The 13,340-nt window shown below is 61.8% G+C and carries 16 protein-coding genes; 8 read left to right on the top strand and 8 right to left on the bottom strand.

Features of this window, described 5'->3' with window-relative positions; genetic code table 11:
- Nucleotides 1-15: 15 nt before the first annotated feature.
- Genes R4P64_RS14930 through R4P64_RS14915 form a run of 4 tightly spaced genes read right to left on the bottom strand, consistent with a single transcriptional unit; the run spans nucleotide 16 to nucleotide 2,924 of the window.
- On the bottom strand, nucleotides 16-831 hold the full coding sequence (locus tag R4P64_RS14930; RefSeq protein WP_317540595.1) for an enoyl-CoA hydratase/isomerase family protein: 816 nt from the start codon (nucleotides 829-831) through the stop codon (nucleotides 16-18).
- Complete coding sequence (locus R4P64_RS14925) at nucleotides 828-1,841, bottom strand: TIGR03617 family F420-dependent LLM class oxidoreductase (RefSeq protein WP_317821448.1); 1,014 nt, start codon at nucleotides 1,839-1,841, stop codon at nucleotides 828-830. Before R4P64_RS14925 ends, R4P64_RS14930 begins: the two co-directional genes overlap by 4 nt.
- On the bottom strand, nucleotides 1,838-2,452 hold the full coding sequence (locus tag R4P64_RS14920; RefSeq protein WP_317821446.1) for a TetR/AcrR family transcriptional regulator: 615 nt from the start codon (nucleotides 2,450-2,452) through the stop codon (nucleotides 1,838-1,840). Before R4P64_RS14920 ends, R4P64_RS14925 begins: the two co-directional genes overlap by 4 nt.
- 25 nt (nucleotides 2,453-2,477) lie before the next feature.
- On the bottom strand, nucleotides 2,478-2,924 hold the full coding sequence (locus R4P64_RS14915; RefSeq protein WP_317821445.1) for a PPOX class F420-dependent oxidoreductase: 447 nt from the start codon (nucleotides 2,922-2,924) through the stop codon (nucleotides 2,478-2,480).
- 152 nt (nucleotides 2,925-3,076) lie between these two features.
- Here R4P64_RS14915 and ctaD point away from each other — a divergent pair, with 152 nt between their 5' ends.
- From ctaD to R4P64_RS14900, 3 genes are all read left to right on the top strand, one after another.
- Nucleotides 3,077-4,807, top strand: coding sequence for a cytochrome c oxidase subunit I (gene ctaD, locus R4P64_RS14910; RefSeq protein WP_317821444.1), 1,731 nt, complete (start codon nucleotides 3,077-3,079; stop codon nucleotides 4,805-4,807).
- A gap of 122 nt (nucleotides 4,808-4,929) precedes the next feature.
- Nucleotides 4,930-5,334 (top strand): YtxH domain-containing protein, encoded by a 405-nt coding sequence (locus R4P64_RS14905; protein WP_317821442.1) that lies wholly within the window; start codon nucleotides 4,930-4,932, stop codon nucleotides 5,332-5,334.
- A 106-nt stretch (nucleotides 5,335-5,440) separates the two neighbouring features.
- The gene (locus R4P64_RS14900; protein ID WP_317821440.1) at nucleotides 5,441-5,743 is read left to right on the top strand and encodes a hypothetical protein; all 303 of its coding nucleotides are present in this window, start codon (nucleotides 5,441-5,443) and stop codon (nucleotides 5,741-5,743) included.
- Nucleotides 5,744-5,882: 139 nt separating this feature from the next.
- Here the strand turns inward: R4P64_RS14900 and R4P64_RS14895 are convergent, their stop codons facing one another.
- Nucleotides 5,883-6,803, bottom strand: a complete 921-nt coding sequence (locus R4P64_RS14895; RefSeq protein WP_033234948.1) for an NAD-dependent epimerase/dehydratase family protein — start codon at nucleotides 6,801-6,803, stop codon at nucleotides 5,883-5,885.
- Between the two features lie 118 nt (nucleotides 6,804-6,921).
- Nucleotides 6,922-7,677, bottom strand: a complete 756-nt coding sequence (locus tag R4P64_RS14890) for a tryptophan-rich sensory protein (protein WP_045067938.1) — start codon at nucleotides 7,675-7,677, stop codon at nucleotides 6,922-6,924.
- A 94-nt stretch (nucleotides 7,678-7,771) separates the two neighbouring features.
- On the opposite strand from R4P64_RS14890, the gene R4P64_RS14885 reads away from it, so the two are divergent.
- The 4 genes from R4P64_RS14885 (at nucleotide 7,772) to R4P64_RS14870 (ending at nucleotide 10,603) form a co-directional block, all read left to right on the top strand.
- Nucleotides 7,772-8,575: a hypothetical protein gene (locus R4P64_RS14885; RefSeq protein WP_317821438.1), complete on the top strand. Its 804-nt coding sequence runs from the start codon at nucleotides 7,772-7,774 to the stop codon at nucleotides 8,573-8,575.
- A gap of 197 nt (nucleotides 8,576-8,772) precedes the next feature.
- Nucleotides 8,773-9,189 (top strand): hypothetical protein, encoded by a 417-nt coding sequence (locus tag R4P64_RS14880; protein ID WP_317821436.1) that lies wholly within the window; start codon nucleotides 8,773-8,775, stop codon nucleotides 9,187-9,189.
- Nucleotides 9,190-9,288: 99 nt separating this feature from the next.
- Nucleotides 9,289-9,669: a hypothetical protein gene (locus R4P64_RS14875; protein ID WP_033234950.1), complete on the top strand. Its 381-nt coding sequence runs from the start codon at nucleotides 9,289-9,291 to the stop codon at nucleotides 9,667-9,669.
- A 73-nt stretch (nucleotides 9,670-9,742) separates the two neighbouring features.
- A complete protein-coding gene (locus R4P64_RS14870) occupies nucleotides 9,743-10,603 on the top strand; it encodes a PhzF family phenazine biosynthesis protein (protein WP_317821433.1) in 861 nt (286 codons plus the stop codon).
- Between the two features lie 13 nt (nucleotides 10,604-10,616).
- Here the strand turns inward: R4P64_RS14870 and R4P64_RS14865 are convergent, their stop codons facing one another.
- Both R4P64_RS14865 and map read right to left on the bottom strand, forming a co-directional pair.
- Nucleotides 10,617-12,131 carry a cobyric acid synthase gene (locus R4P64_RS14865; protein ID WP_317540652.1) on the bottom strand — a complete coding sequence of 505 codons (1,515 nt, stop codon included), beginning with the start codon at nucleotides 12,129-12,131 and terminating at the stop codon, nucleotides 10,617-10,619.
- A gap of 2 nt (nucleotides 12,132-12,133) precedes the next feature.
- Entirely contained in the window at nucleotides 12,134-12,991 is an 858-nt protein-coding gene (gene map / locus R4P64_RS14860) for a type I methionyl aminopeptidase (protein WP_033234952.1), read from the bottom strand.
- A gap of 89 nt (nucleotides 12,992-13,080) precedes the next feature.
- Between map and R4P64_RS14855 the strand changes: the two genes are divergently transcribed.
- Nucleotides 13,081-13,332 (top strand): hypothetical protein, encoded by a 252-nt coding sequence (locus R4P64_RS14855; protein WP_317821429.1) that lies wholly within the window; start codon nucleotides 13,081-13,083, stop codon nucleotides 13,330-13,332.
- Nucleotides 13,333-13,340 lie beyond the last annotated feature (8 nt).

Raw genomic sequence — 13,340 nt, 5'->3', positions numbered from 1 at the left:
TGACCCCACACTGAGTCATTGCGGAGCAATCTCCTGCCAGTCGGTTGACAGCCGTGAGACCCAGTGTGGGTCACGCCGTTCCAGGTAGGCGCGAACCCCCTCGGACGAGTCGGGTGCGCCCATCACACGCAAGTGCAACTCTGTCTCGAGGTCCGCTACCCGCTCGGGACCGTAGCCGTGTCTGGCCGACTGCCACAAGAGACGTTTGGACAGCGCAACCGACATGGGTGCAACGTTCACCGCGATATCCCGAGCGATGTCCAGGGCGGCGGGCAACACGTCGTCTGCGGGTAGGCAACGGCTCGCGAGTCCCAGCCGAACAGCTTCCGCACCGTCAAATGTGCGACCGGTCAACAGGATATCGGCAGCAACCGCCATACCGGCGATGCGCGGAACGGTCCAATGTGACATCGCGTCGGGCAACACTCCCCGGCGAACCTGCGGAATCGCATACTTGGCATCGGTGGCAAAAATCCGGATGTCTGTTTGCATCGCGATAGTCAGTCCGATACCTATCGCGTGTCCGTTCACCGCCGCGATCACGGGCTTACGCAAATCGAAGGCCGGTGGATTGATCGGCGATGCCGAAAAGCCGTCACCGACAGGCGCATCGAACGTGTCCGCGCCTCCCTCTAGATCTGCGCCCGCACAGAATGCCGGCGGCGCACCGGTCAGCACGATGGCACGAACGCCGTCGTCGGCGTCAAGATTCCGGTACGCCTCACCCAGTGCTCGACCCATCGCCCCGGTGAACGCGTTGCGTCGTTCCGGCCGGTCGAGGGTGACTACGGCTACGCCGCCGTCCACCTCCACCAGCACCCCGCTTGTCATCGCACTGTCCCGAGCGCCGAAATCATCTCCGCAACATGGGAATCAGATACCGAGTATCCAGGAAAGTAGCAGCACACGCGCTCAGCGTGGTCGCCGAATCGCGCGATGATCTTCGCCGCACATTCCTCGGGGGTACCCACCACTGCAAGCGTGTTCATCATGTCTCGATCGATCAGGTCCGTCATTGCAGCAAACTCGCGCCGCTTGGAGAGCGAGTTGAGTTCGGGCTGAACATCTTCCCAGCCGTCGACCTCCAACACCGGCCGATACGCCGGCGTGGAACCGTAGAACCCGAGCAGACTCCGGACCCCGCGCTCGGCGTCGGCGAGTTCGTCTGCGGTCCGCCCGACACCAACCAGCACCTGCGGGTAGATCGCAAGATCTACCCTGGTACGCCCGCCGAGTTCGAGCCCCTCCTCGATCGCGGGCATGGTCCGCTCGCGAAAATGACGTGCACTGTTGAAGGGCATGACAAGCAACCCGTCTGCCACTTCCGCAGCGGCCCGAGTCATCAAGGGCCCCAACGCCCCCAGACAGATTTCCGGCGGACCGTACGGATTAGGTCCAGGATCGAACGTTGGTGGCATGAGCGTGTGCTGGGTGAACTCGCCCACGAAATCCAGGGGCGAACGCTCTTCCCACGCAGTGAAGATCGCTTTGATCGCAAGTACTGCTTCCCGCATTCGTGCGGCCGGCCGCGACCACTCGCTACCGTAGCGTCGCTCGATATGGGGACGGATCTGCGAACCCAAACCGAGCCGGAATCGACCGCGGCTCAATGCCTGTAAGTCGTTTGCAACATGAGCGAGGTGCAACGGACTGCGGGGCAACGCGATCGCCACATTGGTCATGAGCTCCGCCTCGACCACACCTGACGCTGCGACGAGCGGGACAAAAACGTCGTGTGCGCCCTCGAACGTGAAAAGACCGTCGGCGCCCAGCGCAACAAGTTCCTTCGCGCGCGCTGCCGAGTCTTCGGGACGTGAATCCAACTGGAGATCGATCTTCATTCGTGCCCTGCTTTCAGACCGATCGTCTCGCTTGCATGCACTGCCAACACAAACAGCGAACCTGCAAGTGAATCGACGAAACGGTCCTCGTCCTCGGCGCCACGCGTGAGACCACGCATAGTGGTGGCGCCCGAGAGTAGGTCGAACAGGAACGTCGCGTCGACGTCGGCCGGGATTTCTCCCCGCTCGGCGGCACCGTCCAACATCTCTTGAAAGGCCTTGCGAACCGGCGCGCCGATGGCCAGCAATCGCTGCCGGGCGTCCTCACTTTGAGGGTCCGCGAGCAGTCCCGGAACACCGGCCCTGGCCGCAGGTCGCGCAGCTCGAACCAGGAAGATTCGCACCCACGTCGCAAGGTCGGTTCGGAGGTCTCCGGACACTTCGGGCAGCGGATGGCCTCCGGTCCCGTGCACAGCTTCTTCGATCAATGCTTCGCGAGTCGGCCATCGGCGGTAGATAGCCGGCGTATTCACTTCTGCTGACCGGGCGATAGCGGCAATCGTCGTCTGCTGGTAGCCAACTTCGGCCAGGAGGCGGCGCGCTGCAACCAGCACAGCTTGGTCCTTGCCCGGGTCGCGCGGTCGGCCGGCGCGTGGAGTCTCGGAATTCACCATTACATAGTATCTCGTAACGTTATTAACGGGTGTCCGACATGCCATACACATGATCTGCTCGCACACTCAGGATCTGGCGGCGTTCCGCCACCATCGCGCGCCGGTAGTCCTCCCAGTCGGGATGCTCATTGCCACTGATGTCTCGATAGAGTTCGACTAGCGCGTCGACCACCTCGTCGTGCGGATCAACAGCTGGCGGGGTCAACTCCGAAATACCTTCGATAACCGCATAGCTCCAGAAATCCGGAGCGCTCACATGCAGTGACACCCGCGGGTCACGCTCGGCATTCTTACTCTTGACGCGGTCCGCCGTAATCGAGATCGACGCCGTTCGCGACTCGGAATTCCAGCGGTAAATGATGTTGGACAGCTGCGGCCTGCCGTCCCGCTTGATGGTTGCCAAAACACCCTGTTTCCCATTGGCAACAAGCTCGAAGAGTGCGTCCCGGACTTCCGTATCGTCGCTCATAGCCCGGACAACGACGCAGGAATGGATATTGTTCCGCACCGGGATCCGCCGAGAATCCACACCATCCGAGATAGTTCAGCGCTGTTTCGCCAGCTTCAAGTACGGGTAACAACTCTTGCAGTCGCGCTTCCATACGTGCGATGGGAGACCTGATGACCGCAGTACCAGTCCGCGCCCTCGTAGGCCGACGGCCGTATCCCCCACGCCGCCTGCGGAAGGGCCAGGCGCTTCTCGACACGTTGACGACCACAGATCCGAAGAAACTCGGCTTGATGTATCTGTTCACGTCGTTCGCCTACTTCTTGATCGGCGGCGTGATGGCGTTGATGATGCGTGCCGAGACAGCTGTTCCAGGAATGCAGTTCCTGTCAAACGAGCAATACAACCAACTGTTCACGATGCATGGCACCATCATGCTTCTGCTGTACGCGACCCCGATCGTCTTCGGCTTCGCGAACTACATACTGCCGCTGCAGATCGGAGCACCTGACGTCGCGTTTCCCCGATTGAACGCCCTCAGTTACTGGCTCTACCTGTTCGGCGCGATTACTACGATCAGTGGGTTCGTCACCCCTGGCGGCGCGGCCGATTTCGGTTGGACTGCGTACGCGCCGTTGTCCACCGACACGTTCTCACCCGGCGCCGGAGCCAACCTCTGGATTACCGGTCTTACATTGGCCGGAGTCGGAACCATTCTCGGAGCGGTCAACATGATCACCACCGTGATCTGCCTCCGCGCGCCGGGAATGACGATGTTCCGCATGCCGATCTTCACCTGGAACATCTTCATCACGTCGATACTGATCCTGATCGCCTTTCCGATCCTGACTGCAGCACTGATGGCACTCCTCGCCGACCGAAACCTCGGCGCACACGTCTACGACGCGAGCAACGGCGGAGCCATCCTGTGGCAGCATTTGTTCTGGTTCTTCGGCCACCCCGAGGTCTATATCGTGGCCCTCCCCTTCTTCGGCATCATTTCGGAGATATTGCCGGTCTTCAGCCGCAAACCGATCTTCGGCTACAACGGCCTGGTCTACGCCACTCTCGCCATTGCGGCGCTGTCCATCGCCGTCTGGGCACACCACATGTTTGCCACCGGCGCCGTTCTATTGCCCTTCTTCTCCTTCATGACCTTCCTGATCGCGGTGCCCACCGGAGTCAAGTTCTTCAACTGGATCGGCACAATGTGGAAGGGACAGTTGACTTTCGAGTCACCCATGCTGTTTTCCCTCGGCTTCTTGGTCACGTTTCTGTTCGGCGGATTGACTGGCATCATCCTCGCGAGCCCACCACTCGACTTCCACGTCACGGACAGCTATTTTGTCGTCGCGCACTTCCACTACGTTCTGTTCGGCACAATCGTGTTCGCGACGTTTGCCGGCATTTACTTCTGGTTCCCGAAGATGACCGGCCGGATGCTGGACGACCGGCTCGGCGTCTGGCATTTCTGGACCACGTTTGTCGGATTCCACGGCACATTCCTTGTGCAGCACTGGCTGGGCGCAGAAGGAATGCCGCGCAGGTACGCCGACTACCTACCTTCCGACGGGTTCACGATGCTGAATTCCGTATCCACGCTCTTCGCGTTCGTTCTTGGTGCATCCACGTTGCCGTTCGTGTGGAACGTCTTCAAGAGCTACCGATATGGCGAAGTGGTCACGGTCGACGATCCGTGGGGATTCGGAAACTCCCTCGAGTGGGCAACCAGTTGTCCCCCGCCCCGGCACAATTTCACCGAACTTCCCAGAATTCGATCAGAACGCCCCGCGTTCGAACTTCACTACCCACACATGGTCGACCGGATGCGCGCCGAAGCTCACATCACCAGCGATGGCCACTCCGCGCGCGCAATGTCCTTGGAAGACAACGCTGATCGTTAAGACGCTCCGTCATACCGCCGCTCGCGCGGTTAGCAGGCTTGTTGACGGGTATTCGTGGGTGGACGAGCGATCAGTGACAACTCGTCCACCTCGTTCCATGCCGGACGACAACAGGAGACGTCATGCAGAAAGCACTGATCTTCATAGCGGGCGCCGCTGCGGGATTCGTCGTGGGCACCAGATCCGGACGACAAACCTACGAAAAGATGAGGGACCAGTCCCTCGAACTGTGGCACAACCCGACTGTCCAGGAAAAAGTGAGCGAAGTGGCGGAAACCGTCAAGGAGAAGGCACCGCAGGTGCAACACAAGGTCGGCGACCTTGCCAAAAAAGCTAGCCACCACAACGCCGAGACAAGCACTGCGAGCGGTCCAGCCATCGGAGAAACACCCGATGAGGTTGCGACCCCAACTCCGACAGCGGAAGGCAACTCGCCCGGCACCCCGGCCCCGCCAGACGACGCCGCACCAAGCGATTCCGGCCAGGGGCACACCAGCCGCAACCAAAACCCGGATCCGAAAACCTGACCTGACAGAGGCGTTGGTGTGCGGGACAACGGAATCGCGTGCACCCGAGCCGAACATCCGTCGCCTCAATGCAACTGTCGGGTGAACCTCAACCTACAGTTGTCGGATGTCTGTGAATATCGATGTCCGTTTTGGTGTGTATGGCCTCACGCCGGCAGACGCCGACGCGATCTACACATTGTTCGAGCAGGTAGTTGAGGAAAATCGGCTCGAACGTGAGGTGGTCATCTCACGGCGAGAAAATCCCGAAGGGACCCGTGACGTGCACGTCGTGTCACAGCATCCCGTAATTTTCAGCGGTTTCTACAAGTGGCGTCCCACCTTCGAGAAGTCGTTGCAGCTTCGCGTCGCGGAGGCGATTCCGCCCGCGAAGGTTGTGTTCGACTGGAACTACCCTGACGAGGACTGAAGACGAGGATCGCGGTAGCGGCGCGTAGCGCGGCCGCAAGCCGCGGCCTGGCTCGCTGGGCCGGCCGGCCCGCTGTCCACTGGCGTGGGCTCGGCGACACACCGAAACAGGATCACCAAAAGGACAGCGGGCCACGACGTCAGCGTGCGTCGACGGCTTCCTTCACTGTCTCGTGCATCTCGGTAAGTGCTCGCGCACAGTCGTTCCGGGTGTAGCCGAGCAGCGCGGTGTCGGCGTCAGACGGCTCGTAGGAGATCACATTGCCGCGCCCCTGGACGATGAAGCTGTCCGGAAGGATCGGGTGCTCCTCATTGCGTTCGCCGATCTCCCGGTCGCCGCCTGCTGCAGCAACCAGCAACTGGAAATACTGCTGGTAGGTGAGATTCTGGTCGCCGATCAGATATGCCTTGCCGGATTCCGCGTGTTGCAGCGCGCCCCAGATCGCTTCCGCCAAAGACCGCACCGACATGAAATTGGTGCCGCCGGCCGGAGCGAAATCAGGAATCTGTGCCTCGTTGCCCGCAGCCCACGAGAACATCTTGCGGTAACGCTTGGCAGACGTTCCACTGATGACGCCGAGAATTGAGGGTGGGTTCAGCGTCGAGACATTGAAGGTCTCGTCGGCCAACGCCCGTGCTCCTTCGTCGGCAGCCTTTCGCGCAGCGATGTACGGCATCGTCTCTGCCAATTCGGGACGCAGATGGTGGTAGTAGCTTCCCACCTGGACGAACCGGGCAACACCAGCCTCTTTGGCCAGGGCCGCGAACCGCGGCACCCCACCGGACTGTGTCTTCTCCCAGAATTCCGCCTCATCGACGCCGCGGCCCATGTGTCGCACGTCCTGACCGGCGGCAAAGACGATCGCGTCGAACGGTGCCAGTTGATCCGCCGTGAAAGTTTGTTCCGTGTAGTCACCGAGCAGGACCGGGAAATCTCGCACAGGCGAGTCATCGGCGAGTGGATTACGCGCCGCGACGGTGACGTCGTTTCCCATGTCGCGAAGGTGAAGTGCCGTGTGGGCACCGATCATGCCAGTTCCGCCAACAATCAGGATCTTCACAGAATGCCTCTTCTTTACGTAGAGAATTACTTCTAGGTGGAGAAATACTTCGATTCATGAATCTAGGTAAACCGGAATCCCTTCGGGATGACTTCTCTCACCAACCGGGATCAAAAATTCATTTCGCCGGGTGCGCGCCGGTCAGCTCGAGCCTGACGCCGGCGGTATAGACACCGACCAGCAGGGCTGCAAGCACTGCCGAGATACCGACTGCCGTGTTCGCCACTTCGCCGCCCAGCCGGCCCTGCGCCACCCACGCCAGTCCCCACACAATGCCGATCGACGGCGCGATCGCGCCGCGCGAACCGGTCGCAAGGCCAACTCCGACCATGGCAGCGACGGCGAGAACAATGACTGCCCACGTCGTCGCGGCACTCGTGATACCCAGATCGACGAGCCAGGCGGTGACGTTGGCAATGGTTGCGACGCACACCCAGCCGAGATACAGACCCATGGTGCCGTCCGTGATCACCGCGTCGATCCCGTTCTCCGGGCGCTGTCGCTGAAGCAGCACGAACACTCGCGCAAGCACGGCCAGCAGACTCGCGATAATCACGACGCTCAGCCACAACAATCCGGCCTGCACCGAGAGAATCCAGGCAGCATTGAGGAGCATCGACACCGCTATCGCGGGACGCAAGGCCTCGTGACGCACCGTTCTGCCCGGCAGGAACTGCCAGATCGCGTATGCGAGAAATCCGCCGTAGACAACCGACCAGATCGAGAACGCAGTCCCGGCCGGTGCCACCAGCGTTGACGTAGCGCTCAGTGCACCTCCTGCTGCCTCCGCGATAGGCGTGCCGATCCAGGCTCCCGAACCGATGAACGATCCGACTACTGCGATCACGGCGCTGACAACAACGACGAGTTTCATAACCTGACCCATACCGGATGTATGCCCAGCGAGTCCGAGTACGACTCCCGTTGGCGATCGCGGTGCCACGGCGTTCCCGGTGTAACAATGATGTGTGGACTTCGACAGCACAGCCGACGAACTCTACGCACTCGACCCGTCCGAATTCATCGGCGCGCGACGCGCCGCAGTCGCGCGCGCCAAGGAGTTGGGCGATACGACGCTGGCGAAAAATCTGAATGCCCTGCGCAAACCCACGACAACGGGATGGGCTCTCAACCTTCTCGTTCGGGTCGAGCCGGAAAGCGTCGATCGTTTGCTCGAACTCGGGGCAGCACTGCGATCCGCACAACAGGCCCTACGCGCTGGAGAGTTGCGGTCTCTGGCTTCCCGGCGAGCGGCCGTCATCTCAGCGCTGACCGACCGCGCCGCGTCGGCGGCACAAGATCGTGGCCGCCCGCTGTCGGAGACAGTGATGCGCGAGATCGGGCAGTCACTGTCGGCGGCGCTCTCCGAACCCGATATCGGCGCCGATCTACGTCGCGGCCGGATGCTGGGCTCAGTGTCGTACAGCGGCTTCGGCCCTGCCGCGCTCGCATCGGTACCTGAACCGACCGCACCGGCGCCTTCCGACGCCGAGCCGAAAGGACAGCCGACTGAGGCCGCGCGAAAACAGGCCCAGGCTCGCGTCAGTGACGCGGAAACTGCTGCACATCAGGCTACTTCGGAACTCGACTCGGCTACTGCGAGGGTGAACGAGGCGGCGCAGAAGGTCTCCGATCTCCGAGAGGCTTTGTCACAGGCCGAGCAGGAGTCCCGATTTGCCGAGTCCGCTCGGCGCACCGCCGAGGAAGCCGCGGAGCGGGCGGCGACGAAGCTGACGCAGGCCAGGGATCTTGCTGCCGAGTTCGACACCTGATATTTCCCACGTCCGACCCATCCGCATTCGATCCGGCTACGAATGCACTACAGACGGCATCTGGCCTGTCCCTGCCGAATCGTTTCGACGGGAGGCCACTGGAATGAGCACCTTTTGATGCGCGCACTGGTAGTCATCAGGACGGTCCGCCGCCGCTGCTTCCTGACACGACACCGCAACGCATCGTAGGAGCACTCATGGTTGTCGACGAGTTTTTCCCCTTACCTTCACTTTCCGTGGCCGCCACCGCTGATCAGCTCCATGTCCTGCGAGCTCTCGTCCGGTCGAGGGGCAGACACCACGATCTTGCAGCCGACGCTGTCGCAGACCTCGTTCTCGCGGTCGACGAAGCAGCGAGCACTCTTTTGCGCCACACGCCTACCTGCAGCACTCTCACCTGCACCGTCGGAGCCGACCCTGGCAGCGTGTCGGTGATCCTCACCGGGACGACGTCGGCAATGGTCGACACCAGTACAACCTCATTCAGTTGGTTCGTTCTGCAAACGCTGGTGGACAGCGTCGCTCTGGAGCAGTGTCCGTCCGCAGTCGCAGGCCCCACCGAGATGTGGGCTGTGACCGTGACCATGGACATGACACTGAAGGCCGACCCCTGATGCCATCCACGGACGACGAGCGTCCAGCGGGAGTCCTCAGCACAAACAGACGGTATGTGCGACGGAGGTAGGACAACGGATTGTGGGTACGCAGAGATCATGACGCCAATCCCCACTGCGCGATTGCTCCCTCAAGCTCTCGGTGTCCTGACCGCCGCTTACAGCGCCGCCCTCGTCCTCTCACCGAGAATTCTTGCGAAGCCGTGCAAACTCACCAAGGCTGACGGCAGCATCGCACCGGAAGTAGCGACCGTGATCAGGGCGGTTGGAGCGCGCGATGTCGCCAGCGGACTTCTGCTGGCCATGGCACCGTACGGGCCGGCGCGTCGCGGCGCTGTCGCGTTCCGAGCCGCAGCCGATCTCGGTGACGCCGCAATCTTCGGATCGACGCTGCCCGGAACCGCAACGCGGCTCAAGGTCGCTGGATTCGCGGCCACCTGGGGCTTGCTGTGCGCCTACAGCTGGCGCTACGCGGGCTGATCGAAACGCTCGCAGTCCAGTTCCGACCATCCGGCCATTTGTTGCCGGCACGTCCACGAGGGACGATAGTTTCATGGCCATCACACCCGATATCCTTCGATATACCGCATTCAGCTCCGATCCCGCGGGCGGCAATCCCGCAGGAGTGTTGCTGGACGCACGGGGGCTGAGCGACGCGGAGTTGCAGGCCATCGCGACGGACATCGGATACGCGGAGACTGCATTTGTCACCAAGCCTGGATCCGAGGAAGACAAGCAACACAACGTTATTCGATACTTTTCCCCTATTGCGGAAATTCCGTTTTGCGGTCACGCCACCATTGCCACCGCGGTCGCGCTTACCGAACGCGACGGCGCAGGAACCTTCACGTTCGAGACATCCGTCGGGCCGGTGTCGATCACGACCACAACAGAAGCATCAGGCATTCTCGCAACGTTCACCAGCGTGGAACCTGCAGTCTCGCCCATCGACCATGCCGTGCTCACTGCACTGCTCGGCCTCGTGGGCATCGACTCGTCAGCAATCGACACCAACTTTCCGCCGCAGCTGTCGTATGCCGGAAACACCCATCCGATTGTGGTTCTCAGTGACAAATCGACCTTCGACCAGTTCACCTTCGACCCCGCGGCAATGCGCACACTCATGGACGCACAAGGCTGGGCCGGAACCGTGACCTTCCTCCATCAATTGGACGCCAACACTTTCGAAGCCCGAAATCTCTTCCCCGCGGGCAACATCACCGAAGACCCGGCAACAGGATCTGCGGCGGCTTCCACCGGCGGATACCTGCGGGCACTCGATCCCGCTGACACTCCTCGGCGCATCACAATCCACCAGGGCAGACACGTCGGCCGGCCGAGCGTCCTACTCGTCGATATTCCGACACAGGGCGGCATCGCCGTGACGGGAACAGCTGTCCCGATCACCGCGTAACAATCAGCGCGCGTCAGACGCGATTCACGTGAGAGGTGATGACGGGCAATCCATTCGGCACTCCCCCGCCGATCAGTTCCTCGAGTGCGTCCTTATCCAGGTACTTCTCGACGAGGTCTGCAAGGAGGTCGAGTTGCTGTTCACGAACCGCAGCCACCGAGGTATCCGGCGCCACGACAAACCCCGCACCGGCAATGTCCGTCAGGAAGGTGCGGCGATAGGCGTCGCTTTCCAGAAGTCCATGCCAGTGGGTGCCGCGAACCGACCCTCGAACACTTCCTTCCGGCGAACCGTCGGCAGCGGTCAACAACGGAAGATCGTTGTTGCGGATCACCCGTCCATGATGAATCTCGTACCCGGACACCGGAATACCGTCGTAGTGACCGTCGACCTGAGCCAGCACTTTGTCCGAAGCGAATTCGATGTCGAGTTCGAGCAATCCGAGTCCGGCAGTAGTGCCCGATCCTGATTCGACGTCGTCGACGATGGATCTGCCCAACATCTGATAACCACCACAGATTCCCAGGATGGCTTGCCCGCGGCCTGCTCGAGCGATGATCTCGTCGGCCAGGCCCGTGCTGCGCAACCACTCGAGATCACTCACGGTGGACTTGCTGCCTGGAATCACCACGAGGTCTGCGTCGCGGATACGTGCCGGGTCGGTGACCCACGAAACCGCAACCCCCGGTTCGCAGGCGAGAGCTTCGACGTCCGTCGAATTGGAAATGCGCGGCAACCGAACTGCCGCGACCGTCAACCACGCCGAACCGACGGGCTGTCCGGGGCGACCCACCGGTGCATTACCGGTGACTCCCAGCGAATCCTCCGCGTCGAGCCACAGATCGTCGGCAAACGGGATGACACCCAGCGTCGGGCGTCCGGTCAGTTCGCGGAGTTGTTCGAGGCCGGGCTCGAGCAGCCCGACGTCACCACGGAATTTGTTGATCACAAAGCCGGCAATCAAGGCCTGATCACTCGGCGAGAGAACCGCGACCGTTCCGAACAGATGAGCCAGCACCCCACCGCGGTCGATGTCGCCGACCACGATCACCGGTATGGAAGCCGCTTCCGCCAACCCCATGTTCGCGAGATCGGTTGCCCGCAAATTGATTTCAGCCGGTGAACCGGCACCCTCACAAATCACGACGTCGAAGTCGCCGCGCAAAGACGCCAGATCCTCCGCGACGACGCCGCGCAGCCACGCACGATGCTGCATGTAGTCCCGCGCACCGACAGTTGTCATCGCCTTGCCACGAACGACCAGCTGCGATGTCCGGTCACTTCCCGGCTTGAGCAGTACCGGGTTGAACCGCACACTCGGTTCGAGACCGCAGGCACGGGCTTGAAGTGCCTGAGCACGGCCGATCTCCCCGCCGTCGAGAGTGACGACGGAGTTGTTGGACATGTTCTGCGCCTTGAAGGGCGCGACGCGTACACCGCGACGCGCCAGCATCCGACACAACCCGGCGACAAGGACACTTTTGCCCGCGTCGGAGGTCGTACCCGCTACGAGCAGGGCACCGCGCAGGGTCAAGGCAGAGTCAGGATCTCGGCACCGGTGTCGGTGACAACCAGGGTGTGCTCGAACTGAGCCGTCCACTTGCGGTCCTTGGTGACCACAGTCCAGTCGTCTTCCCAGATTTCGTAGTCGATGCCACCGAGGTTGATCATCGGTTCGATGGTGAAGACCATTCCGGGTTCGATGATCGTTTCGACGCCGGGCTCGTCGTAGTGCAGGATCACGAGGCCGTTGTGGAAGGTCTCGCCGATGCCGTGGCCCGTGAAATCACGCACGACGCCGTATCCGAATCGGTGAGCATAAGACTCGATGACGCGACCGATCACGTTGAGCGCGCGGCCCGGCTTGACGGCCTTGATCGCCCGCATCGTGGCTTCGTGGGTGCGCTCGACAAGAAGTCGATGCTCCTCGGATACATCACCGGCGAGGAAGGTGGCGTTGGTGTCGCCGTGCACGCCGCCGATGTAAGCGGTGACGTCGATGTTGACGATGTCACCGTCCTGGATGACCGTGGAATCGGGGATTCCATGGCAGATCACCTCGTTGAGGGAGGTGCAGCAGGACTTGGGAAAGCTCTTGTAGCCCAACGTCGACGGGTACGCACCGTGATCGATCATGTACTCGTGAGCAATGCGGTCCAGCTCGTCGGTCGTGACGCCAGGTGCAACGGCCTTGCCCGCTTCCTGCAACGCCCGCGCGGCGATCTTGCTCGCGACGCGCATCGCCTCGATGGTCTCCGGCGTCTGGACCCAAGGCTCGTTGCCTTCCTTGGCTGTCGGCTTCCACGCGTACTCGGGCCGCTCGATCTTCGAGGGCACAGCAAGGACAGGTGAGACGGTTCCGGGGACCAACGGTGTACGCACAGACATGCCGAACAGCCTAGCCCCCGATCACGGCGCTAGCCGGACGCACTCCAGTTCCCGCGACTGCGGGCCAGCGCCTCCAGCACGGCAAGTCGTTGACTGCACGATCCGCGTCCACGTCTGAGCGTCGCCGAAGCCGGTTGTGTGTCGTCGAGCCCATACACAGCTCGAATATTCCGTTGGACGACGGCGTGAGCCGCTGCCAGGTACTCGCTGTCGAGGAAACCTCCGCTGGACGGGGGCGAGGCGCGATCGATCACCGAGTCCAGGCGCTGCACCTGGGAGTGACGCAGTCGAGAATCTGCGTCGCCGCAAGTTCTCCGTCGGAGCAGCGGCTACTGCTCTGACAGAATCA

Source organism: Rhodococcus sp. IEGM 1366 (assembly GCF_033142425.1).
GTDB classification, from domain to species: Bacteria; Actinomycetota; Actinomycetes; order Mycobacteriales; family Mycobacteriaceae; genus Rhodococcus_F; species Rhodococcus_F globerula.
The sequence above is the reverse complement of the archived record's forward strand: the minus strand, read 5'-3'. Positions and strand labels throughout refer to the sequence as shown.